This is a genomic window from Synechococcus sp. CBW1004 (assembly GCF_015840715.1).
GTDB lineage: Bacteria > Cyanobacteriota > Cyanobacteriia > PCC-6307 > Cyanobiaceae > Cyanobium.
Map to the genome: position 1 here is coordinate 1,354,324 of NZ_CP060397.1, position 25,711 is coordinate 1,380,034.

Annotated in this window: 21 protein-coding genes; 14 read left to right on the forward strand and 7 right to left on the reverse strand. The window is 68.0% G+C overall.

From position 1 onward, the window contains the following. Positions 1–239: 239 nt before the first annotated feature. Positions 240–1,151: an SPFH domain-containing protein gene (locus H8F25_RS06600; RefSeq protein WP_197212654.1), complete on the forward strand. Its 912-nt coding sequence runs from the start codon at positions 240–242 to the stop codon at positions 1,149–1,151. 115 nt (positions 1,152–1,266) lie between these two features. Here H8F25_RS06600 and H8F25_RS06605 read toward each other — a convergent pair whose 3' ends face one another. Then, positions 1,267–1,755, reverse strand: a complete 489-nt coding sequence (locus H8F25_RS06605) for an MAPEG family protein (protein WP_197212655.1) — start codon at positions 1,753–1,755, stop codon at positions 1,267–1,269. A gap of 60 nt (positions 1,756–1,815) precedes the next feature. On the opposite strand from H8F25_RS06605, the gene H8F25_RS06610 reads away from it, so the two are divergent. Continuing rightward, the gene (locus tag H8F25_RS06610; RefSeq protein WP_197212657.1) at positions 1,816–2,307 is read left to right on the forward strand and encodes a YajQ family cyclic di-GMP-binding protein; all 492 of its coding nucleotides are present in this window, start codon (positions 1,816–1,818) and stop codon (positions 2,305–2,307) included. A gap of 108 nt (positions 2,308–2,415) precedes the next feature. After that, a complete protein-coding gene (locus H8F25_RS17640) occupies positions 2,416–6,666 on the forward strand; it encodes a hydantoinase B/oxoprolinase family protein (RefSeq protein WP_370525834.1) in 4,251 nt (1,416 codons plus the stop codon). A gap of 24 nt (positions 6,667–6,690) precedes the next feature. On the opposite strand, the gene H8F25_RS06625 is transcribed toward H8F25_RS17640, so the two are convergent. Then, complete coding sequence (locus tag H8F25_RS06625) at positions 6,691–7,206, reverse strand: HdeD family acid-resistance protein (protein WP_197212659.1); 516 nt, start codon at positions 7,204–7,206, stop codon at positions 6,691–6,693. A 288-nt stretch (positions 7,207–7,494) separates the two neighbouring features. On the opposite strand from H8F25_RS06625, the gene H8F25_RS06630 reads away from it, so the two are divergent. The 9 genes from H8F25_RS06630 to H8F25_RS06670 all read left to right on the forward strand — a co-directional run bounded on the left by H8F25_RS06630 (position 7,495) and on the right by H8F25_RS06670 (position 19,720). Continuing rightward, positions 7,495–7,992, forward strand: a complete 498-nt coding sequence (locus H8F25_RS06630) for a DUF2231 domain-containing protein (RefSeq protein ID WP_197212661.1) — start codon at positions 7,495–7,497, stop codon at positions 7,990–7,992. Then, positions 7,992–8,615 carry a DUF2231 domain-containing protein gene (locus H8F25_RS06635; protein ID WP_197212663.1) on the forward strand — a complete coding sequence of 208 codons (624 nt, stop codon included), beginning with the start codon at positions 7,992–7,994 and terminating at the stop codon, positions 8,613–8,615. The genes H8F25_RS06630 and H8F25_RS06635 overlap by 1 nt, the downstream gene beginning before the upstream one ends. Then, positions 8,612–9,556: a cytochrome c oxidase subunit II gene (locus H8F25_RS06640; protein ID WP_197212665.1), complete on the forward strand. Its 945-nt coding sequence runs from the start codon at positions 8,612–8,614 to the stop codon at positions 9,554–9,556. Before H8F25_RS06635 ends, H8F25_RS06640 begins: the two co-directional genes overlap by 4 nt. Before the next feature lie 40 nt (positions 9,557–9,596). Beyond that, positions 9,597–11,288 (forward strand): cytochrome c oxidase subunit I, encoded by a 1,692-nt coding sequence (ctaD, locus tag H8F25_RS06645; protein WP_197212667.1) that lies wholly within the window; start codon positions 9,597–9,599, stop codon positions 11,286–11,288. 3 nt (positions 11,289–11,291) lie between these two features. Further along, positions 11,292–11,894 carry a heme-copper oxidase subunit III gene (locus H8F25_RS06650; protein ID WP_197212669.1) on the forward strand — a complete coding sequence of 201 codons (603 nt, stop codon included), beginning with the start codon at positions 11,292–11,294 and terminating at the stop codon, positions 11,892–11,894. Between the two features lie 10 nt (positions 11,895–11,904). Beyond that, positions 11,905–13,425, forward strand: a complete 1,521-nt coding sequence (locus tag H8F25_RS06655) for a GMC oxidoreductase (RefSeq protein WP_197212671.1) — start codon at positions 11,905–11,907, stop codon at positions 13,423–13,425. Further along, a complete protein-coding gene (locus H8F25_RS06660; protein ID WP_197212673.1) occupies positions 13,422–16,130 on the forward strand; it encodes a glucosidase in 2,709 nt (902 codons plus the stop codon). The genes H8F25_RS06655 and H8F25_RS06660 overlap by 4 nt, the downstream gene beginning before the upstream one ends. Before the next feature lie 277 nt (positions 16,131–16,407). After that, on the forward strand, positions 16,408–18,036 hold the full coding sequence (locus tag H8F25_RS06665) for a GMC family oxidoreductase (protein ID WP_197212674.1): 1,629 nt from the start codon (positions 16,408–16,410) through the stop codon (positions 18,034–18,036). A gap of 535 nt (positions 18,037–18,571) precedes the next feature. Then, complete coding sequence (locus H8F25_RS06670) at positions 18,572–19,720, forward strand: carbohydrate porin (RefSeq protein ID WP_197212676.1); 1,149 nt, start codon at positions 18,572–18,574, stop codon at positions 19,718–19,720. Positions 19,721–19,758: 38 nt separating this feature from the next. Here the strand turns inward: H8F25_RS06670 and H8F25_RS06675 are convergent, their stop codons facing one another. The 5 genes from H8F25_RS06675 to H8F25_RS06695 all read right to left on the reverse strand — a co-directional run bounded on the left by H8F25_RS06675 (position 19,759) and on the right by H8F25_RS06695 (position 23,407). Beyond that, positions 19,759–21,042, reverse strand: a complete 1,284-nt coding sequence (locus H8F25_RS06675) for a chloride channel protein (protein ID WP_197212678.1) — start codon at positions 21,040–21,042, stop codon at positions 19,759–19,761. 159 nt (positions 21,043–21,201) lie between these two features. After that, entirely contained in the window at positions 21,202–21,636 is a 435-nt protein-coding gene (locus H8F25_RS06680) for a heme-binding protein (RefSeq protein ID WP_197212679.1), read from the reverse strand. Between the two features lie 10 nt (positions 21,637–21,646). Next, on the reverse strand, positions 21,647–21,904 hold the full coding sequence (locus H8F25_RS06685; protein ID WP_197212681.1) for a Nif11-like leader peptide family natural product precursor: 258 nt from the start codon (positions 21,902–21,904) through the stop codon (positions 21,647–21,649). Positions 21,905–22,025: 121 nt separating this feature from the next. Then, positions 22,026–22,943 (reverse strand): SMP-30/gluconolactonase/LRE family protein, encoded by a 918-nt coding sequence (locus H8F25_RS06690; protein WP_197212683.1) that lies wholly within the window; start codon positions 22,941–22,943, stop codon positions 22,026–22,028. A gap of 5 nt (positions 22,944–22,948) precedes the next feature. Beyond that, the gene (locus H8F25_RS06695; protein ID WP_197212685.1) at positions 22,949–23,407 is read right to left on the reverse strand and encodes a cupin domain-containing protein; all 459 of its coding nucleotides are present in this window, start codon (positions 23,405–23,407) and stop codon (positions 22,949–22,951) included. 82 nt (positions 23,408–23,489) lie between these two features. Here H8F25_RS06695 and glgX point away from each other — a divergent pair, with 82 nt between their 5' ends. Together glgX and H8F25_RS17645 are read left to right on the forward strand one after the other, a co-directional pair. Next, complete coding sequence (gene glgX, locus H8F25_RS06700; protein WP_231597209.1) at positions 23,490–25,358, forward strand: glycogen debranching protein GlgX; 1,869 nt, start codon at positions 23,490–23,492, stop codon at positions 25,356–25,358. Beyond that, on the forward strand, positions 25,333–25,710 hold the full coding sequence (locus H8F25_RS17645; RefSeq protein ID WP_231597210.1) for a hypothetical protein: 378 nt from the start codon (positions 25,333–25,335) through the stop codon (positions 25,708–25,710). The genes glgX and H8F25_RS17645 overlap by 26 nt, the downstream gene beginning before the upstream one ends. Position 25,711 lies beyond the last annotated feature (1 nt).

The window sequence follows — 25,711 nt, forward strand, 5'->3', positions numbered from 1 at the left end:
CGGGATGCAGAAAGCGGATGAGGAGGTCGTTCCAGCACGTCAGGCCTGACCCCAGAGCCCCTGGGACCGGTCGGCGAACAAGCTGACGGGAACAGGCATGGCGTGGAGAACAGCCGTGGCGTGGAAAACAGCCGTGGCGTGGAAAACAGCCGTGGCGTCGAGAACAGCCGTGGCCGGTGCCCAGGACAGGTGACTGTCCGGTCCATCCTGCCTAGGTTGCCGGCAGCGATGACAGCTCCATGGAAGCCCTTGTCCTGCCGGTTCTGGTCATTCTGGGGGCCCTCGGATTCAGCGGCATCAAGGTGACGAGCAGCAGCCGCTCGATGCTGGTGGAGCGGCTCGGCAAGTACAACCGTCAGCTCAAACCGGGGCTGTCGCTGGTGATGCCCGGCATCGAAAGGGTGGTCAGCCATGAATCGCTCAAGGAGCGGGTGCTCGACATCCCTGCCCAGCAGTGCATCACCCGCGACAACGTCTCGATCGAGGTGGACGCCGTCGTGTACTGGCAGCTGCTCGCCCATGAACGTGCCTACTACGCCGTCGACGACCTGCAGGCGGCGATGGTCAACCTTGTGCTCACCCAGATCCGGGCCGAGATGGGCAAGCTCGACCTCGACCAGACCTTCACCACCCGCCAGGAGGTGAACGAGGTGCTGATGCGCGAGCTCGATCAGGCCACCGATCCCTGGGGCGTCAAGGTCACCCGCGTCGAGATGCGCGACATCAAGCCCTCCCGTGGCGTGCAGCAGGCGATGGAACAGCAGATGACGGCCGAGCGCGAGAAGCGTGCCGCCATCCTGCGCTCCGAAGGTGAACGGGAATCCCAGGTGAATGCCGCCCGCGGCCGTGCCGAGGCGCTGGTGCTGGACGCGAAGGCCAAGCAGGAGGCGCTGCTGCTCGAAGCCGACGCCCAGGCCAAACAACAGACCCTGCTCGCCAAGGCCCGCGCCGAGGCCGCCGCCGAGCTGGCCCGTGTCCTCGAAAGCCAGCCCGGTGCGGCCGAGGGCCTCAGGCTGCTGCTGGCCCGCGACTGGATGGCCATGGGCCAGGAGATGGCCCGCGCCCAGGGCGGCAGCGTGCTGATGGTCGATCCCCAAAGCCCCGCGTCACTGCTGGCGGCCCTGCGCTCGCTGCAGAAGAGCGACAGCTGATCCGCGCGACAGGCGCCTGGCCCACTGCCCCGTTCCACTCCAGCCGCACAAGGCGTTGAGGTCAGGGGACGAAGTCCGCTCCGCGGCGGGGGCATCAACGATCCGCTGCCAGACCTCAGCCGGCCAGCACTCCCCGCAGCCCCTCGCCGTAGAGGATCGCCGTGGAGACGATGCCTCCGGCCCAGCAGAGGCTGCGCAGCGGCGGCAGATTGGCCACGTAGGCGCCGATGTAGCCAAGGCGCAGGGCCGGATGCAGCCAGGCCGCCAGCACCGCCACCCCCGCGACCGGGGCGCCATGCAGAGCCGCCACCAGGGCCAGCAGACAGGCGGGGGCATGCAGGGTGAAGGCCTCGAAGCAGTTCTGGTGGGCCCAGTTGGCACGCTTGCCCCAGGCCGGCAGGCGCTCGAACATCGCCCGGGGCGCCGCCAGATCGGAGGGCTTGAAATCGGCCTGGGAGCGGGCGGCCCCCAGCGGAATCAGGCTGGCCACCACGACGGCACCGGAGAGCAGCAGCGACCAGGCGAAGGGGGCGCCGGCCGCCTGACTGGTGACCGGCAGCGGCAGGGCCGCCAGCAGGGCGGCGGGCAGCGGGAAGCCAGGCATGGCGGGAACGGCAGTTGAGCTGTTTTCTAGGCTGGCAGGCCAAGTGAGCGCGTCCCTTCCATGGCTGAGTCCTTCTCTTTTGACGTCGTCAGTGACTTCGACCGACAGGAGCTGGTCAACGCCATCGATCAGGTGCGCCGTGATGTCTCCACCCGCTACGACCTCAAGGATTCAGCCACCGAGATCGAGCTGGACGACAACGCCATCACGATCACGACCGCCAGCGACATGACCCTCCAGGCGGTGGAGGACATCCTGCGCCAGAAGGCCACCAAGCGGAATCTCTCCCTCAAGATCTTCGACTTCCAGCCCGCCCAGCCGGTCGGTGGCAATCGCGTGCAGCAGCTGGTGAAACTGCGCCGCGGCCTCTCCCAGGAGCTGGCCAAGACACTGAGCAAAACCGTGCGCGACAACCTCAAGAAGGTCACCGTCGCCATCCAGGGCGAGAGCCTGCGCGTCACCGGCAAGAGCAAGGACGATCTGCAGCAGGCCATCCAGCTGCTCAAGGCCCAGGACGTCGAGGTGCCGCTGCAGTTCGAGAACTACCGCTGATCCCATCGATTCCAGCGAGCACCCGGGAGGCCGGCCTGGGTTCGCAAGCAGACGCCCCGGCCGCCTCTGCGCCAGGCTGCAGGCCGAGACACGCGGGAGCGACGCAGCTTGAAGCGAGTGGGCGAGGCGGAAGCCGCTGGCTGGCGGTTCTGGATCGACCGCGGCGGCACCTTCACCGATGTGATCGGCCAGCGACCGAATGGGGAGCTGGTGGTGGAGAAGGTGCTCTCGGTTCAGCCCGATCGGCGCGGCGACCCTGCCGTGACAACGATTCAGCGGCTGCTGGGCCTGCCCCCTGACGCCCCGATCCCGGCCGGAGCCGTCCGCGAGGTGAGGCTGGGCACAACTGTTGCCACCAATGCCCTGCTCGAACGCCGGGGCGCCCCAGTGCTGCTGCTGATCAACCGCGGCCTGGCCGATCTGCTGGAGATCGGTGACCAGCACCGCCCGGAGCTGTTCGCCCTGCGCATCGAACGCCCCCAGCCCCTGACAATCCGGGTGCTGGAGGTGGAGGGCCGGCTGGCGGCCGATGGCCGCGAGCTCGAACCGCTGCGCTGCGACGAGGAGCTGCGCCGGCAGCTGAACCAGGCTCTGGCCGACGGCTACCGCAGCGTGGCGGTGGCGCTGCTGCACGCCGTTCGCAACCCCGGCCATGAACGGGACCTGGGCCGCTGGCTGGAGGCCCAGGGGGTGAAGGACATCGCCCTGTCCCATCGGCTCAGCGCCCAGCCCCGCCTGGTGCCCCGCGGGCATACCGCCCTGGTGGAAGCGGCGGTGGGTCCGGTGCTGCGCTCCTACCTGCAGCAGGTGCGGCGGTCCCTGGGCGGCGACACGCCCGTGCGGGTGATGCGCTCCAGTGGTGCCCTGGCCACCAACGCTGATCTGCTGGCCAAGGACACGATCCTTTCGGGCCCAGCCGGGGGCATGGTGGGGGCCGTCGCCCTGGCGATGGCGGTGAGCCCGGAGCGCCCGATCGTGGGCTTCGACATGGGCGGCACCTCCACCGACGTCTTCCACTTCGATCCCGGCCGGGGGGATGCCGCCTGGGAACGCAGCGCCGAGACGACGATCGAGGGCCTGCGGCTGCAGGCGCCGATGCTGCCCGTGCACACGGTGGCCGCCGGCGGCGGCTCGATCCTGCGCTGCGTCGATGGGCGGCTGCTGGTGGGCCCCCAGTCGGCCGGCGCCGTTCCGGGCCCGGCGGCCTACCGGCGCGGTGGGCCGGCCACGATCACCGACGCCAACCTGCTGCTGGGGCGCCTGCCACCCGAGGCCCTGCCGGCGGTGTTCGGCCCGTCGGGCGATCAGCCCGTGGATCTGGCGGCGGTGCACGCACGCTTCGCCGAACTGGCCGAGGCCACCGGCCTGGCGCCGGAGGCGGTGGCGGAAGGAGGACTGCAGGTGGCGATCGAGCGCATGGCGGCGGCGATCCGCCACATCTCGATCCAGCGGGGCCATGACATCCGCGGCGCCCTGCTGGTGAGTTATGGCGGCGCCGGCGGCCAGCACGCCTGCCGCCTGGCGGCTCAGCTCGGCATCGGCCGGGTGCTGCTGCATCCCCTCTCCGGCGTGCTGTCGGCCTACGGCATCGGCCGGGCCGAGCAGCGGCAGCTGTGTGAACAGGTGATCCGCGCCCCCCTCGAGCCCGTCCTGATCCCCCGCCTACGGCAACAGATCCAGGAGCTGCAGCAGGAAGCCGTCACCGCCCTGCAGCGGAGCGGCGACCTGTCCCCCGGCGATCCCCACCGGCTGGTGGTGCGCCTGGAGCTGCGCTTTCCCGGCAGCGAACGGGGCCTGGAACTGCTCTGGCCCGCTCAGCCAAGCGCCGCGATCGCGCAATCCGCGGTCGTTGGACGCCGCATGCAGGAACCCTCTGGAACGGCCATCGGGACACCTGCCGGCGGCGAGCGCGCCGGCGACAACAGCGACGTGGTGCGGGACAGCGGCGATGCTGCGGCGAAGGAGGTCGCCGGCAGGACGCGCCCAGGCGATCGCCGTTCTGATCCACCGGATCGCGATGACGAGGCGAAGGCGCAGGACTCCCGGCTGGTGGAGGCACTGCGCCGGGACTTCGCCGAGAGCCACAGGCGCCGCTTCGGCTACCTGCCCTCCGACCGGGCGCTGGTGGTGGAGCGGCTGCTGCTGGAGGTGGCCGCCGCCGAGTCGGCGCCGCATCCGGTGCGTCATGGCCCTGCCGGTGACAGCGCCGCCCAAGGCGCCGACACGGCGATGCTCCGACCCGCCTCCAACCACAGCACGCCAAGCAATCCCCCCAACGCGGAACGCGCGGCGGCGCCCCCCCCGCCTGCCCAGACCCGCGTGTGGCTTGCTCCCGACGGCTGGCAGCCCGTACCCCTGTGGCGACGCAGCGAGCTGCCGCCGGCAGTCTGGATCGACGGCCCGGCCGTGGTGACCGATGCCACCACCACCCTGATGCTCGAGCCCCAGTGGAGCGCTGTCGTGCTCCCCGGCGGCGAGTTGATGCTCGAGCGCGCACCGTCACTGGCCGCCATGCCGAACGAGATCCCAGAAGCCAGCCTGACGGGCTCAGACCGAAGCCGGCAGGCCAGCGCGCAGCAGAAACCTGATCAATGGGCCCTCGCCAGCGATGCAGACGGCACCATCGGCGATCCCCATGCGCCATCCATCGAGCCGCGCAGGCACCCGGGTGGCTGTGCCGAGGCTGCTGCCGACAAGCCGCATCAGCCGGCAGAACCTGCACAGCGCGCCACCTCTGTCGGCACGCCCCGAGCCCCTGCAACGCCTGGGGCAGCCATCGACCCGGTGCAGCTGGAGCTGTTCCACCACCGCTTCGCCGCCATCGCCGAGCAGATGGGGGTGCAGCTGCAGCTGAGCAGCCGTTCGGTGAACATCCGCGAGCGGCTCGACTTCTCCTGCGCCCTGTTCGATGGCCGCGGCGCCCTGGTGGCCAACGCCCCCCACATTCCCGTCCATCTGGGCTCGATGGGCGAGAGCGTCGCCTCCCTGCTGGCCGATGTGGCGGCCAGGCGGCGGCCACCCCTGGCGCCGGGTGATGTGGTCCTCAGCAACGACCCCTACGCCGGCGGCACCCACCTGCCCGACATTACCGCGATCACGCCGGTGTTCGCCGCTGGCGCACCTGCTGGGGAGGCGCCGCTGTTCTTCGTGGCCAGCCGCGGGCACCACGCCGATGTGGGCGGCATCACACCGGGATCGATGCCCGCGTTCAGCACCGCGATCGAGCAGGAGGGTCTGCTGCTGCGCAACGAGGTGTTCCTCTCCGGTGGGGTGTTCGACGAGGCGACCTGGCGGCGACGGCTGGCGGCCGGCCCCCATCCGGTGCGCAACCCCGACCAGCTCCTGGCCGATCTGCAGGCCCAGGTGGCGGCGAACCGCCAGGGAGTCGCCGCACTGGAGCAGCTGATCGCCAGCGAAGGCCAGGAGCTGGTGCAGGCGTTCATGGGCCATGTGCAGGCCAATGCCGCCGAGGCGGTGCGGCGGGTGGTGGATCGCCTGCAGGCCGGCTCCCATGCCGTGGAACTCGATGGCGGCGCCTGGATCCAGGTGACGGTGACGCCCGACCGACAGGCACGGCGCGTGCGGGTGGATTTCACGGGCACCTCCCCCCAGCTCGCCACGAACCACAACGCGCCCCTGGCGGTGACCCATGCGGTGGTGCTGTACGTGTTCCGCTGCCTGGTGGGCGAGGAGATCCCTCTCAACGCCGGCTGTTTCGAGCCGATCGACCTGGTGGTGCCGCCGGGCTGCCTGCTGAGCCCCTCCCCGCCGGCCGCAGTGGTGGCCGGCAATGTGGAGACCTCCCAGGCGGCCTGCAATGCCCTGTTCGGGGCGCTGGGGGTGCAGGCCGCCGCCCAAGGCACGATGAACAACCTCAGCTTTGGCGATGAAGCCCAGGGACCTGCCAGTCGCCAGTACTACGAGACGATCTGCGGCGGCACCGGCGCCGGCGTGCTCGCCGATGGCCGCGGCTTCGCCGGCGCCTCGGCCGTGCAGAGCCACATGACCAACTCGCGCCTCACCGATCCGGAGATCCTCGAGGAGCGCTTCCCGGTGCGGCTGGAGATCTTCCGGAAACGCCGCGGCAGCGGTGGGGCGGGGCGCTGGCCCGGCGGCGACGGCGTGATCCGTCAGCTGCGCGCCCTGGAGCCTCTGCGGGTCTCGCTGCTCACCGGCTCGCGGCGTGTGCCTCCCTTCGGTCTGGCCGGCGGACAGGCCGGGGCATGCGGTGCCAACTGGCTACTGCGAAGCGGCGGCAGCGAAGAAACATTGCCGCCCTGCTGCGAGATCAGCCTGGCGGCGGGGGAGGGCCTGCGGATCGAGACCCCCGGCGGCGGCGGCTACGGCGCTCCGGACTGATCCGGACCCGATCCGTGAGGCACCTCAGCCCGCTTCAGCCGGCGGCGCGGTGAGCAGGTTGACGGCCGAGAAGCCGAGGGCGATGGCGAACAGGGTGCCGATCGCCCAGATGCTGTCGCTGGGCCATTCGGCGATCAGCATGCCCCCCAGCACGGCAGTGACGATGCCGTCAAGCAGCACCAGACCGCGGGCGGGAACGCCACCGGCGGCGGCGGCCGCCAGCTCCATCACCCCTTCGATCGCCAGCAGGAAGCCCAGGAACAGCGTCAGGCTGAGGGTGCTCTCGATCGGGTAGACGATGCACCAGAAGCCGCCCACCAAGTAGAGGGCACCGGAAAGGCCGCGGAAGATCTTCGAGCGGGTGTCGGCGGCGCCGCCCAGTCGCAGCAACTGGGTGATGCCGGCCACCACGGCGGCGCTGCCGAGAAAGATCGTCAGCAGGGTGGCCGACACGAAGGGAAGTGCCAGGGAGAGGCCGGCTGCCGCCAGCAGCAGCAGGGCGGCGATCCAGCGAAGGGCGGGGGAGGCCGGAGCAGACACAGAGGAGGGGACCAGGAAGGCATCACGGTAGTCAGCGGACCACAACCCGACAGCCGTTGCGGGGACACAGGGAACCACCGTCGACACCCACTGCGGGAGACCCGCCAGCAAACCACCACCGCAGAGCAAGGGAGATGTGCTTCGGTTAACAAAACAGACCGATCACGTCAACCAATCAAGACACATGAAGGCAGCCACACACACGTGACAGGTCGCCGCAACATGTCGTCATAAAGCGTTGCTACGCAGGATCAACCTGGCCAGAGTTGCGAGGTTGCAGGCCGCCTGATGCTTGAGCTGCTGCCTCCACTCAACGACCACAATCTGCCGTGGATGGACACCATCCATCCGATTGTGGTGCACTTCGTGATTGCGATGGCCGTGATCGCCGTTGTATTCGATCTCATCGGAGTCCTGACACGCCGCAGCACCTTATTTGAAGTCAGTTTCTGGAATCTGCTCTTCGCCACCGCCGCGATCTTCGTGGCCATCATCTTCGGCCAGGTGGAGGCCGGCCTGGCTGAGCCCTATGGCCGCGCCAGTGAGATTCTCAACCTGCACAGCACGCTGGGCTGGTCGCTGGCCGGAGTGCTCTCGGTGCTGACCGGCTGGCGCTACGTGATCCGCAGCCGCGATCCCCAGAGCCTACCGCTGCCGTTCCTGGCGGCCGGTGGCGTGCTGGCCCTGCTGGTGGTGGTGCAGGTGACGCTGGGCAATCAGCTGATCTGGATCTATGGGCTCCATACCGTCCCGGTGGTGGAAGCGGTCCGCCAGGGGGTGGTGTGATGGCCCTCACCTATCTCGCCGAGCCCCAGGCGATCGAGCAGCTCTCGGGATCACTCGGTGCCAATGGCCTCCCCTATGCGCTGCCGATTCACCCGAATCTGGTGCACTTCACGATCGGCTTGTTCGTGATCGCCATCGCCTTCGACATCGCCGGCGCTCTCTATCCACTCGAGCGGCGTGTCTTCCGCTTTCTGGCGTTGCCGGTCACCCGCGCCGGATTGCACGACGTGGGTTGGTACAACCTGCTGGCCTGCTGCCTGGTGAGTTTCTTCACCGTGGCGGCAGGCTTCTACGAAATGCTGCTGGCCGAGCCGATCGCCGGTGTCACCAGCTCGATCGGCCTGCAGGCCATGGAAACCATGCTGTGGCATGGCGTCGGCGGCGTGCTGATCCTGCTGGTGATCGTGCTGATGACCCTCTGGCGCGGGTATCAGCGCTTCCGCTGGCGCCGCGACATGGGGCGTCAGGTCCAGTGGCTCTACCTGCTGGCGGGCCTGGCACTGTTCCTGGTGATCGGCCTGCACGGCACGCTCGGCGCCGAGCTGGCCGCCGAATTCGGCGTCCATGTCACCGCCGACCAGCTGCTGGCCGCCGGCGTCGATCTGCGTGAGGCCCTGCCATGACCTCCCTTTCTCCCCGGCCGTCCCGCCGGAGCGGCGCACTGCTGCTGATTGCCCTGGGCCTGGCCCTCAATCTGGCGATCAGCCTGTGGATGTACCGGCAGGCCCCCGGCTGGCTGCCGGTCGCCGCCTCGAGCGCCGCCCCCCACGTGGATGGCCTGTTCGCCCTGGAGACGGCGATCGGCACCTTTCTGTTCCTGGGCTGCCTGGAGGTGATCCTCTGGGCCGTGCTGTTCCAGCGGGCGGACAAGTACGACCTGGACAACGGCGCGCCGATCGAGGGGAACTGGACCCTGGAGATCATCTGGACGCTCATCCCGTTCGTGGTGGTGATGGCGATCGCCTGGCACGCCATCGGGGTCAACATCACCCTGGCCACCCTCGGCGGCAAGGAGCGGGTGACAGACAGCGACCAGGCCCTGGAGGTGGCCGGCGCCGCAAGGCTGGACGCCGAACAGGCGGTGGGGCCGATCCAGGTGATCGCCCGCCAGTGGTCCTGGGAGTTCATCTATCCGGACGGGGTGCGCAGCGCCGAGCTGCATCTGCCCGTGAACCGAGCGGCCCGCTTCGAACTGATCTCGATGGATGTGCTGCACGGCTTCTACATCCCCGCCTTCCGGCTCAAGCAGGATCTGATCCCCGGCAGCGTCATCGCCTACCGCCTCACCCCCACCAGGATCGGCCGCTACCGGCTGCGCGATTCGATGTTCAGCGGCGGCTATTTCTCCAGCAATCAGAGCCTGGTGGTGGTGGAGAGCGAGGACGACTACCAGGCCTGGCTGAAGCGCGCCGCCGCCGCACCGCTCGGCCCCAGCTGGAACGAGGCCGACGAGCTCTACAAGCGCCGCATCGCCCGCGGCGATCGCGGCTGGGCCGTGGTGCCACCGGCGCCGCCACCGCTGGTGAACATCGGCCTCGACCCGGCCAGCCCCCACGACGCCTGAAAACTCCGCCCTCCCGATCTCAGCCCGCCCCCTGCCCGCCATGACGCCCTCCGTGCCCTACGACCCGCGCATCCTGCGGGCACCCCATCCGGTGCCGGGGGCTCCGGACAACTGGCGGCGATTCTTCAGTTTCAACACCGATGCCAAGGTGATCGGCATTCAGTACATCGCCCTGGCGCTCTTCTACCTGCTGGTGGGCGGCCTGCTGGCGATGATCATGCGTGGCGAGCTGATCACCCCGGAGGCGGATCTGGTGGACCCCAGCGTCTACAACGGCCTCTACACCATGCACGGAACAGTGATGCTATTCCTGTTCCTCTTCCCGATCCTCAACGGGTTTAACAACCTGCTCATCCCTCCCATGATCGGCGCGCCCGACATGGCCTTTCCACGCCTCAACGCCCTCGCCTTCTGGCTGTTTCCGGTGTTCGGCGCCCTGCTGATGGCCAGCTTCTTCCTGCCGGGTGGGCCCTCCTCCTCGGGCTGGTGGGCCTACCCGCCGGTGAGCACCCAGAACCCGCTCGGCCATTTCGTCAACGGGCAGTTCGTCTGGATCCTGGCGGTGGCGCTTTCGGGCATCTCCTCGATCCTGGGGGCAATCAATTTTGTCACCACGATCGTGCGCATGCGCGCACCTGGCATGACCTGGTTCCGCATGCCGATCTTCTGCTGGACCGCCGCCGCTGCTCAGATCATCCAGCTGGTGGGCTTGCCGGTGCTCACCGGAGGGGCGGTGATGCTGCTGTTCGATCTGAGCTTCGGCACCTCCTTCTTCCAGCCGGAGGGAGGCGGGGATCCGATGTTGTATCAGCACTTCTTCTGGTTCTATTCGCACCCGGCGGTGTATGTGATGGTGCTGCCGGTGTTCGGCATCTTCTCGGAGCTGTTCCCCGTCTATTCGCGCAAGCCGCTGTTCGGCTATGAGCTGGTGGCGCTGGCCTCCTTCGGCATCACGCTTCTGAGCCTGATCGTGTGGGTGCATCACATGTTCTACAGCGGCACGCCGCAGTGGATGCGCAATCTGTTCATGGTCACCACGATGCTGATCGCGGTGCCAACCGGCATCAAGGTCTTCGCCTGGATCGCCACCCTCTGGCGCGGCAAGCTGCGACTCTCCACTCCGATGCTGTTCTGCCTCGGGGGCCTGGTGAACTTCATCTTCGCCGGCATCACCGGCATCATGCTGGCGACGGTGCCAGTGGACATCCACGTGGGCAACACCTACTTCGTGGTCGGTCACTTCCACTACGTGATCTTCAACACGATCACCTTCGGTGTGTTCGCCGCCATCTACCACTGGTTCCCGAAGTTCACCGGGAAGATGTACTACGAAGGCCTCGGCAAGCTGCACTTCGTACTCACCTTCATCGGCAGCACCCTCAACTTCCTGCCCATGCACTGGGCCGGCCTGATGGGCATGCCACGCCGGGTCGCCTCCTACGACCCGGAGTTCGCCGGTGCCAACGTGCTGGCCAGCCTCGGTGCCTTCCTGCTGGGGGTGGCGATGATCCCCTTCCTGCTCAATCTGGTGAGCTCGTGGGCGCGCGGCCCCAAGGCACCACCCAATCCCTGGCATGCGATCGGGCTGGAGTGGCTGCTGCCCTCACCGCCGCCTGTGGAGAACTTCGAGGACGACATCCCCACCGTGCTGAACCGCCCCTACGGCTACGGCCTCGATCGACCGCTGGTGGCCGATGAAGAGCGCTACATCCAACGCGCCCTGGAGGCCTGAACGATGGGCACGACTCCCCTTCCCACTCCGGTGGAGCACACCACCCACAGTCACTCTGCAGCGCACGGCGGTCACAATCTGACCGGAATGATCATCTTTCTGTGCTCAGAGAGTGTCATCTTTCTCGCCTTCTTCGCGGGCTATGCGGTGCTGAAGCTCTCGTCCCCCGTCTGGCTGCCCATCGGCGTGGAGGGCCTGGAGGTACGCAGCCCCCTGATCAACACGATCATCCTGGTGAGCAGCAGCTTCGTGGCCTACTTCGCCGAGCGGCAGCTGCAACGCGGCAGCCTCTGGGGCTTCCGCGCCCTGTGGCTGCTCACGATGGCGATGGGCGCCTACTTCGTCGCCGGCCAGGCGATCGAGTGGCGCGGCCTGGCCTTCTCCCTCCATGACGGCGTCTTCGGCGGCACCTTCTATCTGCTCACCGGCTTCCACGGCCTGCATGTGATCACCGGCATCCTGCTGATGGGATTGATGCTCGCCCGCTCCTTCCGGCCCGGCAATTACGAGGGCGGCGAAGCCGGCGTCACCTCGGTGTCCCTGTTCTGGCACTTCGTGGATGTGATCTGGATCATCCTGTTTGCCCTCATCTATCTCTGGCAGTAAGGCCGCCGCCATGATCTTCGACGACCAGCATTACGACGTCATCGTCATCGGCAGCGGCCCCGCCGGTGCCACTCTGCTGCGACCGCTGCTGGCTGCAGGGCTGAAGATTCTGTTGCTGGAGCGCGGTGAACCCCTGCCGCTGGCGGATCAGAACGTGGCCGATGTGGACCTGTTCCGCAAGGACCGCTACCACCCCGATGAACAGTGGTTCGGCCCCGACGGCGATCCCTTTGCGCCGCAGATGATCTATGCCCCGGGAGGCAACAGCAAGATCTGGGGCGGCGTGCTCGAGCGGATGCGCGAACGCGAATTCCATGGCCTGACGCTTCAGGAGGGCCCGACCCCCGACTGGGAACTGCGCTATGGCGATCTGGCTCCCTGGTACGAACGGGCCGAAGCCCTGTACCGGGTCCACGGCCGCGGCGGCGTCGACCCCACCGAACCGCCCCGCGGCGGCGACTATCCCCATGCGCCGAAACCGGTCGAGCCGTTTCTCGAAGAGCTGCGGCTGGGCCTGCAGCGCCAGCAGCTCCATCCCTACGACCTGCCGCTGAGCTGGTCGGAGTCCCCCGTCGATCCCAGCGGCGACGCCGAGCTGTTCGGCCTGGCGGACCTGAGCGCGCAACCCGACCTGACCCTCCGCTGCGGCGCCGAGGTGACGTCCCTGCACGTCAACCCCAGCGGCACGGCGGTGAAGGCTGTCGAGGCCCGCATCGACGGACAGAGCTGGCTGTTCCAGGCCCATCAGGTCGTCCTGGCGGCCGGTGCGATCAACAGCGCCGTGATCCTGCTGCGCTCCGCCAGCGACCGTCACCCCCACGGCCTGGCCAACGGCTCCGGCCAGGTGGGCCGCAACCTGATGAAGCCCCAGCTGACGGCGATCCTGCAGCGGGCGAGCGCGCCCAATTCCGGCCGCTTCGCGCCGGCCCTGGGAGTGACGGACTACTACTGGGGCGATAAAAACGTCGACTTCCCGCTCGGCTCGATCCGCAATGGCGGCGGCGTGCTGCAGGATCCGCTGTTCGCCGAGTCGCCACCACTGCTGTCGCTGGTCTCGCGGCTGCTGCCGGATGCCGCCCTCGAGTGGCTGGCCGACCGCTCGATCACCTGGTGGGCGATGAGCACGGTGCGGCCCGATCCGGAGAACCGGGTGACCCTGCGGGGCGAGCGCATCCAGATCACCTATCTGCCCAACAACCGCGAGGCCCACGACCGTCTGGTGTACCGCTGGCTGGACAGCCTCAAGACAACCGAGGACGATCCGCTCACCCGGGTGGTGCAACGGGCGCCGATCTACCCCCGCGGCGAGGCTCCCCTGTCGGTGATGGGCTTCGCCTGCGGCACCTGCCGCATGGGCAGCAACCCGGCCACCTCGGTGGTGGACCTGGAGGGCCGCAGTCACGAGATCGCCAACCTGACGATCGCCGACGCCGGCATCCTGCCCGGCTGTCCCGCCGTGGGGCCTGGTCTGACGTTGATCGCCAATGCCCTGCGCATCGCCGAGCGGCTGGTGCGGGAGCTGCGGCCATGAGCACGGGCCAGCCTCCTGAGGCGACCCCAGGCGTCGACGCCGGCGTCAACGAGGACGGCCCCTCGGAGCTGCGCCGGATCGCAGAGCGCGATGTGGGCCAGGTGGACTGGGGCCTGTGGGGCAGCTACCTGCCCGAACGCCAGTGGGGCACCGTGCGGGAGGACTACTCGGCCGATGGCGACGCCTGGACCTCCTTTCCCCACGATCACGCCCGCTCCCGCACCTACCGCTGGGGAGAGGACGGTCTGCTGGGAATCTGTGACCGCCACTGCCGGCTCTGTTTCTCGGTGGCGCTGTGGAACGGCGTCGATCCGATCCTCAAGGAACGCCCCTTCGGACTGAGTAATCCGGAGGGAAACCACGGCGAAGACATCAAGGATTACTACTACCACCTCGCCAACACGCCCACGCACAGCTTCATGCGGGGCCTTTATAAATATCCGCAGGGCCGCTTCCCGTACGAGCGGCTGGTGGCGGAAAACGCCAGCCGCGGCCGCAGTGAGCCGGAGTTCGAACTGGTGGATACCGGCATCTTCGCGGAAGATCGCTATTTCGACGTTCTTGTTGAAGTCGCCAAGGCCTCTGCCGAGGACCTGCTCATCCGCGTGCGCGCCATCAATCGCGGCCCCGATCCGGCGCCGCTGACCCTGCTGCCGACCCTGTGGCTGCGCAACACGTGGCGCTGGGGCTATCCCGATGAGCATGAGCTGCCGATGCAGCTGGAGGGAGACGTTGTGGCCACCGGCGAGCTGCCCCAACTGGGCGCCTACCGGATGCACTGCCGCGAGAGCGGCGAGTGGTGGTTCACCGACAACGAGACGAACACGCTGCGCCTCTGGAATCAGGCCAACGCCACCCCTTATCAGAAGGATGGCTTTCAGCGTCGGCTGATCGAAGGCGAACAGGGGGCGACGAACCCCCGCTGCAGCGGCACCAAGGCGGCGCGGGTGCTGAAACGCACCCTGGCCGCCGGCGAGGAGTGGGTGGTGGAGCTGCGGCTGCGCCGGGCCGATGCCGACGCCGGCGATCCCTTCAGCGCGGAGTTCGATCGGCTGTTCGCGCAGCGCGAGCAGGAATGGCGCGAGTATTTCGCCCATGTCACCCCTCACCTGGACAGCGATGGCCGGCTGGTTCACGACAGTGCCGCCGCCGGCCTGCTGTGGTGCAAGAAGTATTACGGCTGGAGTGTGCTGCGCTGGCTGGAGGGGGATCCGACGATGCCGGAGCCACCACGGGAACGGTGGCACAGCGAGAACGCCTACTGGAAGCGACTGCACTGCCACGCCATCATCTCCATGCCGGACAGCTGGGAATATCCCTATTTCTGTCAGTGGGATCTGATGTTCCACGCGGTGGCCTTCGCCATGATCGATCCCGCCACCGCCAAGCAGCAATGCATGCTGCTGCGCAGCCCCCACTTCACGGCACCGAACGCCCAGACGCCGGCCTACGAGTGGGCCCTCTCCGATCCGAATCCACCGATCGGCGCCTGGGCGGCGATGCGCATCTTCCAGATCGACCGCAAACAGACCGATCACGCTGATCTGCCCTTCCTGAGAGCGGCCCTGCGCAAGCTGATCCTGGAGTACGGCTGGTGGGCGAACCGCAACGACCGCAGCGGTGACAACGTCTTCGAGGGAGGCTTCCTCGGACTCGACAACATCGCCGTGTTCGATCGCCGCTTTCCACTCGCGGATGGCAGTCACATCGAACAGTGCGACGGCACCGCCTGGATGGCCTCGCTGAGCCTGAATCTGCTGCAGATGGCGGTGGAGCTGAGTCGGGAGGAGGAGGAGTACGCCGACATGTGCGAACGCTTCGTCGTTGACTATGTACAGCTGGCGATCAGCCTCAATGCGCCCTTGAAGAACGGTCGCACCTACCTCAACTGGGATGAGCAGGATGGCTTCTATTACGACGTCATCAAACGTCCCGATGGCAGCCACGACTATCTGCGCACCCGCTCCGTCAGCGGCCTGGTGCCACTGCTGGCCGTCGCCAGCTTTGATGTCGAAACGGTGCTGCGTCTGCCGATGCTGGATGTGCGCAGGACGCTGGCCTGGTTCTTCCACGAACGCACCAGCCCCACCTGGGTTGCCGAGAACCTGGGGATCTGGCACAACGACCGCCTGCTGTTCGCGCTGGTCCCGAAGGATCGGCTGGCGCGCATCTGCGAGCGCCTGTTCGACGAGACCGAATTTCTCTCTCCCTACGGCATCCGCTCCCTCTCCAAGGTGTACGGCGCCCATCCCTATACCTACACCGAAGGACACCAGAGCCAGACCCTCACCTACAGCCCCGCCGACAGCCCGGTGGCGATGTTCGGTGGCAACTCCAACTGGCGCGGGCCGGTCTGGATGCCGCTCAACTTCCTGCTGATTGAAGCGCTGCAGAAATTTGCCCATTTCTATGGCGACAGCTTCAAGGTGGAGTTCCCCACCCGCTCCGGCCACTGGATCAACCTCTGGGACGCTTCACTGGAGCTCGAGAAGCGTCTGGTGGCGCTGTTCCGGCGTGATCAGCAGGGCCGCCGCCCGTTCCTCGGGGACGTGGAGCTGTTCCAGAACGACCCCCACTGGCGCGATCTGCTGCAGTTCCATGAGTACTTCCATGGCGACAACGGAAGGGGCGTGGGCGCGTCGCACCAGACGGGCTGGACGGCGATGGTCTGCAAGCTGCTCACCCAGCTCTCCCAGTACAGCTGAATGATGCGGCCGTTCCGCCAATCGATCAGCCGTGTCAGGCCCGGTGCCGTTCCACCCGCGACCGGAGGCCCGGCCATCGGTCGGGTGCGGATCTGCCGGAGAGGAACGGACGGCCGCACCGCCCATGGCCCGGAGCGCCATGGAGACGGCAGGCATGGGATGACGAGGCCCACCAGGCCCGGCTGACCTCAGCCCGGAGCCTTCAGCCCGACACCCCCTCTGCGTTCAGGCGTCGTGCTCCAGACCGATCACCTCCCTCAAGCACGCCACTCCTGACATGACCGCCTCGCCCCTCGCCCCCGCCTTCACGCTCACCCCGACGCCCGATCCCTCACAACTTCAGGTGAGCAGCGGCGCCCATTTCGATGTGGTGATCATCGGCAGCGGCGCGGGTGGCGGCACCCTGGCCCGCCATCTGGCCGAAAGCAGCGATCTGACGGTGCTCGTCCTGGAGCGTGGCGACTGGCTGCCCCAGGAACCCCAGAACTGGGACGCCGAGGAGGTGATGCAGAAGGGCCGCTATGTCTCCAAGGATCTCTGGCTCGACAGGCACGGCAAGCCGTTCCAGCCCGGCAGCCATTACTTCGTGGGCGGCGCCACCAAGATGTACGGGGCAGCCCACTTCAGGCTGCGTCAGCGCGACTTCGAGGAGCTCGTCCACTTCGAGGGGACCTCGCCGGCCTGGCCAGTGCGCTACAGCGATTTCGAGCCCTGGTATCAGAAAGCGGAGGAGATGTATCACGTGCACGGCCTGCGCGGTGAGGATCCCACCGAACCGCCCTGCAGCGGGCCCTACCCGCATCCACCGATCAGCCACGAGCCGCGCATCCAGAAGCTGGTGGACGACCTGCGCAGCGCCGGCCTCCATCCGTTCCATGCTCCCAGCGGTGTGCAGCTCGATGAGAGCAACATGCCCTTCAGCCGCTGCCGCCGCTGCAACCGCTGCGATGGCTTCCCCTGCCTTGTGCACGCCAAGAGCGATGCCGAGGTGCTGGGCCTGCGGCCGGCCCTGGGCTCAAGTCGTGTGTCCCTGCTGACGCGGGCCCAGGTGCAGCGCCTGATCACCGATGAGAGCGGCCGCCAGGTGAAAGGCGTGGAGCTGATCCGCGATGGCGAACCGATGACGGTCAGTGGCGACATCGTCGTGGTGAGCTGCGGCGCGGCCAACAGCGCCCGTCTGCTGCTGCTGTCGGCCAACGACCGCCATCCCAACGGACTGGCCAACGGCTCCGATCAGGTGGGACGCAACTACATGTTCCACAACAGCAAGGCGATGGTGGCGCTGGCCCATGAGCCGAACACCACCGTGTTCCAGAAGACGATCTCACTCAACGACTGGTATTTCGGGGATGCCGACTTTGACTATCCGATGGGAAATATCCAGATGACCGGCAAGACCGACGGCACGATCATGAAGGGCTATGCCCCCCTGGAGACCTTCCTGATGCCGGGCTGGAGCATGGACAGGATTGCTGAACATGCCCTGGATTTCTGGATCTCCAGCGAGGATCTGCCCGCTCCGGAGAACCGCGTCACAGTCACGCGCGAAGGACAGATTCAGCTGAGCTACACCCCCAACAATCTCACCGCCTCCAAGCGGCTGGCAAACCGGCTGGAGGGAATGCTGGAGCGCCTCTATCTGCGCAACCATCTGGTGGAGCGCCAGTTCTACATCGCCAACAGCATGGGTATCGCCGCGGTGGGGCACCAGGCCGGCACCTGCCGCTTCGGCACCGATCCGGCGAGCTCGGTGCTCGATCTCAACTGCAAGGCGCACGAACTCGACAATCTCTATGTCGTCGACACCAGCTTCATGCCCAGCATCGGTGCTGTGAATCCCTCGCTCACCGCCATCGCCAATGCCCTGCGCGTCGGCACCCATCTCGTGGAGCGGCTGCAGGGCTGAGGCCGGCCTGCGGCCGGTTCGCACAGCCGATCACCCCGTCCAGCAGGTACCCCATGCGCCGCCGGGAGCAGCGCGGCGCCAGCGGGGCGAGTACAACTGCGACGCCAGCCGCTGCCGATCCGTGCGGTTCCTCCGCTCCGAGCGTCGTGCCAGCCCCGTGGCTTCCATTGAGATGCCAGGCCTGCCGGCCCGGGGGCAGCGGCGTCAAGCCTGCGCAGTGCTGGGCATGGGAGGGCTGCTGCTGTCCCTGGGACTCGCCGGAGCGGGGGCCCTGGCCTCGCCAGCTGCACAACGATCCACCAGGCAGCCGCTGACAGCCAGCGGCACCGGAAAGCCCACGCAGCCCGCCGCCGACGCGCCCAGCGCACCAGGAGATGGGAGCGACGCGCCTTCGGGATCCGTCGCGAAGGCAGACCCATCAGGCACCGGGAGCAGCAGCATCGCTCCCCCGGCAGCGGACCGGAGTGCCTCGGGCCAGGCGCCCCCTCCCACAGGCTGGCCCTCCCTGGCGGAGCTGCTGGCACTGCCGGAGTGGATGAACCTGACGCTGACGCTCAATGCGGCGCCGATCGCCAATCCGATCGGCGGTCGCACCTCCACAGCCAACTGGATGCAGCAGAACGAGCTCAACCTGGCCGTCGGCAGCGGCCTGGCACGAGAGCCCGCCCTCTGGCGCCATGAGCTGGATCACTGGCAGGCCCGGCTGCGGCTGGATGCCTTCAACGGTGATCCGGACTTCGGCAGTGCCATCGGCTCGCTGTTCGCACCCCAGTCCATCGCCTATCCAGCGGGGGTGTATCTGAGCAACGTCAGCCTGCAGCGCAGCAGCCGTGATCAATCGCTGCTGATCTCCGCCGGCTATCAGTCGATCGACCAGGACTTCCTGGTGATGCAGCCCTACACCGGCTACCTCTACTCGGGCTTCAACGACACCCTCAATCTCACCCTGCCCGGTCTGCCGATCACCCCCTACGCAGCACCCTCCCTGGTGCTGCACTGGCGAAGCCCCGGTTTCGGCAGCTGGAGCATCGGCGCCTACTGGCTGTCGGAGGAGACCGACCTGGCCGGCCTGCTCGGCGCTCCGACGGCTGTGCTGCCGGATCTGCGGGGTTCGCTGCAGGTGCTGCAGTGGAACCTGCCCCTCTGGAACCAGGCGGCCTGGCTCAGGGCTCCTCTCCAGCGGTCAGACGGGGAAGCAGTGCCCCGCAGGCTGGCGGCGCCGCTGCTGCAGCTGGGAGCCATCCGCAGCAACACCACCTTTCTCTCCACAGGTGAGTCCCGCACGGGCCCTGCCGTCCTGCGCAACCATGCGGTGTTCGGCGCACTCACCCTACCGGCGCGGTTACCGCTCGGGCTCGACAACCGCTTCTGGGGGGCACTGCAGTGGGGGCTCAATCCCGATCAGAACATCACACCGCTGTTCCTGGCCGGCGGCTGGCAGTGCCAGGGCCTCCTCCCCGACCGGCCGCTCGACGTGCTCTCGCTGGGGGTGGGCCGCACCGCCTTCAGCCCGCAGCTGCTGCCGCAGCTCAACTGGGCCGGTGCCGTGGAGCTCAACTACAGCTTCCAGCTCAACAATCGGCTGTCGCTGCAACCGGTCATGCAGTGGCTCCTGCGTCCCTCGGGTGATGGCACGGTGCCGGGGATCCTCACCACCGCCCTGCAGATCAACCTCCTCCTCTGAACGAAGACGCCTCACGGCGACATCCGAACACGCTCCGTTCAGGAACGCCGCTCGGCCAGCAGCTCCGCCAGGGCGTGATAGACGGGCCGCCTGAGCAGCAGACGGCCGCTGTAGGCCCCCAGCACCGCGGCCATCAGCAGCCCCGGCAGAAACTGCTGATCACCGGCAAGGCGCATCACGAACACCAGACTCATGGCGGGAAGCTGGGTGGCGCCCGCCAGCGCGGCCGCCATGCCCAGGGCCATCCCCAGGGCCCCCAGATCCAACGGCACCGACATCATCTGCCCGAGGATGGCGCCGAGGGCCAGGGCCGGATCGATCAGACCGCCCGGCACCGAGACACCCAGAGCAAGGGCCGGACCGATCAGACGCACCGGCAGTTCGATCCAGGGGGCATGCAGCTGCTGCGGGTCCTCGATCAGCTGGTGCATCAGCGTCTCGCCATCGCCGCCGCCGCTGCCGCCGCTCAGGAGCAGCAGGGCCGCCAGTACCAGCCCGAGCGACAGACCGGTGCGCAGGGGCCGGCGGCGGGCCAGGGGCGTCAGCCGGGCGGTGGCCATCACGATCAGGCGGGCGAACAGCCCCCCCAGCAGGCCGGCCGCGATGCCCAGCGGCACGGCCCAGAGCAGCTGCAAGGGCTCGGGAGGCATTTCCCGCAGCATTCCCAGGGCGAATTCCCCCTGACCGCCCAGATTGCTGATGCCGGCGGCGCACACGGAGACGAGCAGGCCCGGCCAGATCAGACCGGCGCCGAACCGACCGGTGAGCTCCTCGGCCAGGAACACCACCCCCATGAAGGGGGTATCGAAACCGCCGGCCAGTCCCGCGGCCCCGGCCACTGCCACCACGTCTCCGCTGGAGAGGCCCTGGAGCAGGCGCGGCCAGCGTCGGCGCAGGGCCTGCGTCACCGCGGCCCCCACCTGCACCACCGGACCCTCACGGCCCAGGGGGAACAGGGCCAGGCTGGCCACGGACCACAGCACCAGCCGCTGCAGGGTGGGGCGGGGACTGAGCAGGGCCTCGGAGCGGGCCGGATCCTCCACCACCGCCATCGTCTGGGGGATGCCGGAGCCGGACCCCTCGCGCCACAGCCCTGCCTGCAGCCAGAGCAGCAGGGGCATCACCAGCACCGGCGCCAGCGCCATCAGCACGGTGATCACCGTCCAGCGGCCGCCGAAGGCCGGCAGGTGCTGCAACAGCTGATCCTGGGCCCGATCGAGCAGGTTGAGCGGCCAGCACGCCAGGCCCACCGCCACCCCGAGCAGGGCCAGGGGCAGCAGCTGCTGCAGGCCCCTGCGCAGGACGGAGGAGGGCGGCGTCATGCGGGGGGTTGCGGCAGCTGCGGCGCATCATGGGCGCCGACCGCCGATTCGGCCGGGGCCATCTCCCGACACGCACAGGGCTGCTGATGGGGCTGCGCCAGTTCGGCCGGCTGGCCCAGCCCTGACCCCGCAGCGCCGGAGGCTGGGCTGGCAACGGATTCAGCCCAGAGCCGGCGGAACGTCGAGGGCCCCGCAACCGGCGGCGGCGATGGCGCTGTCCACCTCGGGCGTCATCCCCGACACGCCGATCGCCCCGAGGCAGTGGCCATCCAGCACAAGCGGGAGCCCTCCCGCCATGGCGGCAGCTGGCGGACCCAGGAGCTCCGCCAGCTGCAGCAGGGCCGGCCGCTCGGCATTGATCGCCTGCTCGAGCGCTGCGGTGGGCTTGGCGTTGAGGGCGGCCATGCGGGCCTTGGCCGGGGCGGCGGCGCCGCTGGCGGGGCTGGCACCATCAGCACGCTCCAGCAGCAGCGGATGGCCGCCGCCATCCACCACCGCCACGCTGACGATGGCGTTGCGGCTGCGGGCCTCGGCCCAGGCGGTCTGCACCAGTCGGCGGGCATCAGCCAGTTCGAGCGCGGGAATGCTGCGCATCGGATCGACCTCAGCCCCAGACGATGGTCATCAGCCAGAGGTGCCCCTCCAGCTCGACGCCGGCGGCGGCGGCGGCCAGCTCCTCCTCACTCAACCGCAGGGTGGCCTCCGCCTGGTGGCGCACCAGGTCGACACCGGTGAAGGAGAAGCCCAGCGAGGCGCCCAGAGCGGCGATCGCGTCGAGATTGGGGCAGGCGCTGAGCTGCCGCAGCAGAGCGGGTTCTCCCTTGGCCATCGCCAGGAAGCTCTCAAGCTGGGGATTGGCCATTGGGGGATCAGAGAAGGGTTGGGCGAAGCGCTGCCTGGACGAGGCGGGTTGGAGGGATGCGGATCAGCCGATGCACGGCCCCCCGCTCGCGTCGTCCCGCGCGCGGGAGGGCGGTATCAGCTCAGCGGTCTGTGGCGCCACGGGTGTTGGTGAACAGGGCGTAGAGCGCCGTGGAGGCGCACAGGAAAAGGCGGCTGCCGAAGCGATCGCCGAAGCAGAGGTTCGACACCCGATGGGGCACCAGCACCTTGCCAAGCAGGACGCCCTCCGGGCTGAGGCAGTGCACACCATCGGCGGCACCGCACCAGAGATTGCCGTGCTCATCGACGCGGAAGCCATCGGCCCAGCCGGGGCTGATGCGGGCGAACTCCTCACCGCCGCTGAGGCTGAAGCCGTCGTCACCCACCACGAAGCGGCGGATGCACTGGCGTGGCTCGGCCACGCCCGGGGCTCCGGATTCGGCCACGTAGAGCAGGCGCTCATCGGGGGAGAAGGCCAGGCCGTTCGGACCGTCGAAATCCGTGGCCACCGCCTCCGCCACGCCGGTGTCAGGGTCGAGGCGGTAGAGGGCCGGCGGCTGCTCGGAGGTCTGGCGACCGCCCTCGTAGTCGTTGAGCAGGCCGTAGAGGGGATCGCTGAACCAGATCGACCCGTCGCGCTTCACCACCACGTCATTGGGGGCGTTGAGACGCTGACCGCGGGCGCGATCGACCAGCACGGTGCTGCTGCCATCGTGCTCGAGGCGGGTGAGACAGCGGCTGCGGTGATGGCACTGGATCAGGCGACCCTGAAGATCCCGGGTCTGGCCATTGGCGAAGTCGGACGGCTGACGGAAGACGGTGACGCCGTGCTGCTCGCTCCAGCGCAGGGTGCGATTGTTCGGGATATCGCTGAACAGCAGGCAGTGGTGGTCGCCGAACCACACGGGACCCTCGAGCCAGCGGAACCCCTCGGCGAGCAGCTCCAGTTCGGCGTTGAAGAGCACCAGATCGGCAAAGCGCGGATCGATGCACGCGATGCAGGCGGGGAGAGGGGCCATCGCGCTCAGGAGAAGGCACCGGGAAGAGCACCGCTCCAGGCGTCATCGTTGCGCTGGATGATCAGCTGCAGGCAGGGCTGATCACCCACCTGAGCGGAAAGATGCCCCCAGCGTCCGTCTTCAAGGCGACGACAGCCCTGGTCACCACCAAAGCTGAACGCTCCTGGTCCGAAGATGTGGCGCTCCCCATCCATGCTTTCGACGAACCAGGCTCCGCTGAGCACAAAGATCCACTTGGGGACTCGGTTTTCGTGCCACTCACCCACCCAGCCAACCGGCAGCGACGTCAGGAAGCTGTTGCCCTCATCGATCAGGGAGGCGCTCCACTGAGCGGCCACCTGCGGATTGAGGGGAGCGGATGTGAAGGCCTTGAAAGCGCAGAGCGTCTGGTGGCTGATTCCCTCGCTGTCCGTCCAGAGATGCCAGTAACTCAGACGCGGCGCTGCCAGTGGAGATGGGGTCACGACGCCGACGGCGAAGCGGATCGACCTGAACCGTAAACAGATCTGCCTCGATGTCATCCCGCCGCCGGCCCGGCAGTGCCGGATGCTGACCCTGGCGACGGCTGTGGCCAACATCGCAGCAGAGGCCGGCGTTCCCACCGAGGGGGCGCGAGCTCCGGAGGCGTCCATGGCATGCAGCAACCCCACGGCTGATTCCGCAGCGGCCCCGGTCGGCGAACCGCGGCACAGCCACAGCTCGCCGCTGGGGGCGACGCTGCGCGACGGCGGCGCCAACTTCAGCATCGACGCCCGCGACGCCGAGCGGGTGGAGCTGTGCCTGTTCGATCGGGCCGATGATGCCACCCCGACCCGGGTGATCCCCCTCGAAGGCGGCAACCGCCGCATCCACCACTACTGGCACACCCATGTGACGGGTCTGGAGGCGGGGCAGCTCTATGGCTACCGGGTGGAGGGCCCCTGGGATCCCGCGGCCGGTCACCGCTTCGATGGCCGCAATCTGCTGCTCGACCCCTACGGCCTGGCGCTGGCGATGCCGCCCGGCTACGAGCGCGGTACAGACGGCCGCTGCTGCCAGGGGGGCTGGCAGCACGCGATGAAGAGCGTGGTGGCCGATCCCCACGCCTTCGACTGGGAGGGCGACCAGCCGCTGCAACGGGCGGCCCGCGAGACGGTGATCTACGAGCTGCATGTGCGCGGCTTCACCATCGATCCCAGCTCCGGTGTGCCCTCTGCCCGGGCCGGCACCTACCTGGGCCTGATCGACACGATCCCCTATCTGCAGGATCTGGGCGTGACGGCGGTGGAGCTGCTGCCGGTGTTCCAGTTCGACCCGCAGGATGCGCCGCCGGGGCACACGAATTACTGGGGCTATCAGCCGATTTCCTTTCTGGTGCCGCACCACGGCTATGCGGTCAGTGACGATCCGTTAGCGGTGCTCGATGAGTTCCGCACGATGGTGAAAGCCTTCCACAAGGCGGGCCTGGAGGTGATCCTCGATGTGGTGTTCAATCACACCGCCGAGGGTGGCACAGGCGGGCCGAGCTTCTGCTTCCGCGGCCTGGGCAACCGCACCTATTACCTGCTCGAAGGTGACAGCGGCACCAATGTGGATGACACCGGCTGCGGCAACACCTTCAACGCCAACCAGGCGGTGGTGCGGCGCCTGATCCGCCACAGCCTGCGCTACTGGGTGCAGCACATGCATGTCGATGGCTTTCGCTTCGATCTGGCCTCGGTGCTGGCTCGCGATGAACAGGGCCAGCCGACGCCGCTGCCGCCGATTCTGTGGGACATCGACAGCGATCCGGTGCTGGCGGGCACCAAGCTGATCGCCGAAGCCTGGGATGCCGCCGGCCTGTATCAGGTGGGCAGCTTCGTGGGGGACAACTGGCAGGAATGGAACGGCCGCTTCCGCGATGACGTGCGTCAGTTCCTCAAGGGCGATGAGGGCAAGGTGCGGACCGTGACCCAGAGGCTGATCGGCAGCCCCGACATCTATGCAGGCGATGGGCGCGAAGCCGAGCAGAGAGTCAACTTCATCACCTGCCACGACGGCTTCACCCTGGCCGATCTGGTGGCCTACAACGGCAAGCACAACGAGGCCAACGGCGAGAACAACCGCGACGGCAGCGATGACAACAACAGCTGGAACTGTGGGGTCGAGGGACCGACGCAGGATCCACAGGTGCTGGCGCTCAGGCAGCGGCAGACCCGTAACTTCCTGGCCTTTCTGCTGCTGTCCAGCGGCACCCCGATGCTGAGCATGGGGGATGAGGTGGGGCGCAGCCAGCAGGGCAACAACAATGCCTACTGCCAGGACAATGCCATCAGCTGGTTCGACTGGAGCCTGCTGGAGAGCCATGGCGACCTGCACCGCTTCGTGAAGCTGCTGCTCGCCTATCGCCTCTGCCGCGATGTGGTGGTCGATGGGCAGGCCCTCAGCCTTCAGTGAGGACCTGGCGCGCACCGAGATCCACTGGCATGGCATCGAACCCCACCAACCGGACTGGAGCGACAGCTCCCACTCCTTTGCGGTGACGATCAGCGGCGTGTCACGGCGCTACCGCCTGCACGCCATGGTGAATGCCTGGTGGGAACCGCTCACCTTTCACCTGCCACCGGCCGATGGCGCCGAAGCCTGCTGGTGCCGCTGGATCGACACGGCCAGATCGAGCCCCGAGGACATCATCGCCTGGCCGGATCTGCAGCCCTTCGAGCCGATGCAGTGCACGGTGGAGCCCCGCAGCCTGGTGGTGCTGATCAAGCGGCTGCGGGTGGAGGTGACCTGTGAGCGGCGGGAGTGAA

Excerpts from the sequence above, each read along its gene's own strand:
- H8F25_RS17645 (WP_231597210.1), top strand. The coding sequence starts at position 25,333 with ATGGGCAGGCCCTCAGCCTTCAGTGAGGACCTGGCGCGCACCGAGATC.
- H8F25_RS06680 (WP_197212679.1), bottom strand. The coding sequence starts at position 21,636 with ATGCGCAGCATTCCCGCGCTCGAACTGGCTGATGCCCGCCGACTGGTG.
- H8F25_RS06685 (WP_197212681.1), bottom strand. The coding sequence starts at position 21,904 with ATGGCCAATCCCCAGCTTGAGAGCTTCCTGGCGATGGCCAAGGGAGAA.
- glgX (WP_231597209.1), top strand. The coding sequence starts at position 23,490 with ATGCTGACCCTGGCGACGGCTGTGGCCAACATCGCAGCAGAGGCCGGC.
- H8F25_RS06655 (WP_197212671.1), top strand. The coding sequence starts at position 11,905 with ATGATCTTCGACGACCAGCATTACGACGTCATCGTCATCGGCAGCGGC.
- H8F25_RS06640 (WP_197212665.1), top strand. The coding sequence starts at position 8,612 with ATGACCTCCCTTTCTCCCCGGCCGTCCCGCCGGAGCGGCGCACTGCTG.
- H8F25_RS06690 (WP_197212683.1), bottom strand. The coding sequence starts at position 22,943 with ATGGCCCCTCTCCCCGCCTGCATCGCGTGCATCGATCCGCGCTTTGCC.
- H8F25_RS06670 (WP_197212676.1), top strand. The coding sequence starts at position 18,572 with ATGAACCTGACGCTGACGCTCAATGCGGCGCCGATCGCCAATCCGATC.
- H8F25_RS06630 (WP_197212661.1), top strand. The coding sequence starts at position 7,495 with ATGCTTGAGCTGCTGCCTCCACTCAACGACCACAATCTGCCGTGGATG.
- H8F25_RS06635 (WP_197212663.1), top strand. The coding sequence starts at position 7,992 with ATGGCCCTCACCTATCTCGCCGAGCCCCAGGCGATCGAGCAGCTCTCG.
- H8F25_RS06660 (WP_197212673.1), top strand. The coding sequence starts at position 13,422 with ATGAGCACGGGCCAGCCTCCTGAGGCGACCCCAGGCGTCGACGCCGGC.
- H8F25_RS06600 (WP_197212654.1), top strand. The coding sequence starts at position 240 with ATGGAAGCCCTTGTCCTGCCGGTTCTGGTCATTCTGGGGGCCCTCGGA.
- ctaD (WP_197212667.1), top strand. The coding sequence starts at position 9,597 with ATGACGCCCTCCGTGCCCTACGACCCGCGCATCCTGCGGGCACCCCAT.
- H8F25_RS06610 (WP_197212657.1), top strand. The coding sequence starts at position 1,816 with ATGGCTGAGTCCTTCTCTTTTGACGTCGTCAGTGACTTCGACCGACAG.
- H8F25_RS06650 (WP_197212669.1), top strand. The coding sequence starts at position 11,292 with ATGGGCACGACTCCCCTTCCCACTCCGGTGGAGCACACCACCCACAGT.
- H8F25_RS06675 (WP_197212678.1), bottom strand. The coding sequence starts at position 21,042 with ATGACGCCGCCCTCCTCCGTCCTGCGCAGGGGCCTGCAGCAGCTGCTG.
- H8F25_RS06605 (WP_197212655.1), bottom strand. The coding sequence starts at position 1,755 with ATGCCTGGCTTCCCGCTGCCCGCCGCCCTGCTGGCGGCCCTGCCGCTG.
- H8F25_RS06665 (WP_197212674.1), top strand. The coding sequence starts at position 16,408 with ATGACCGCCTCGCCCCTCGCCCCCGCCTTCACGCTCACCCCGACGCCC.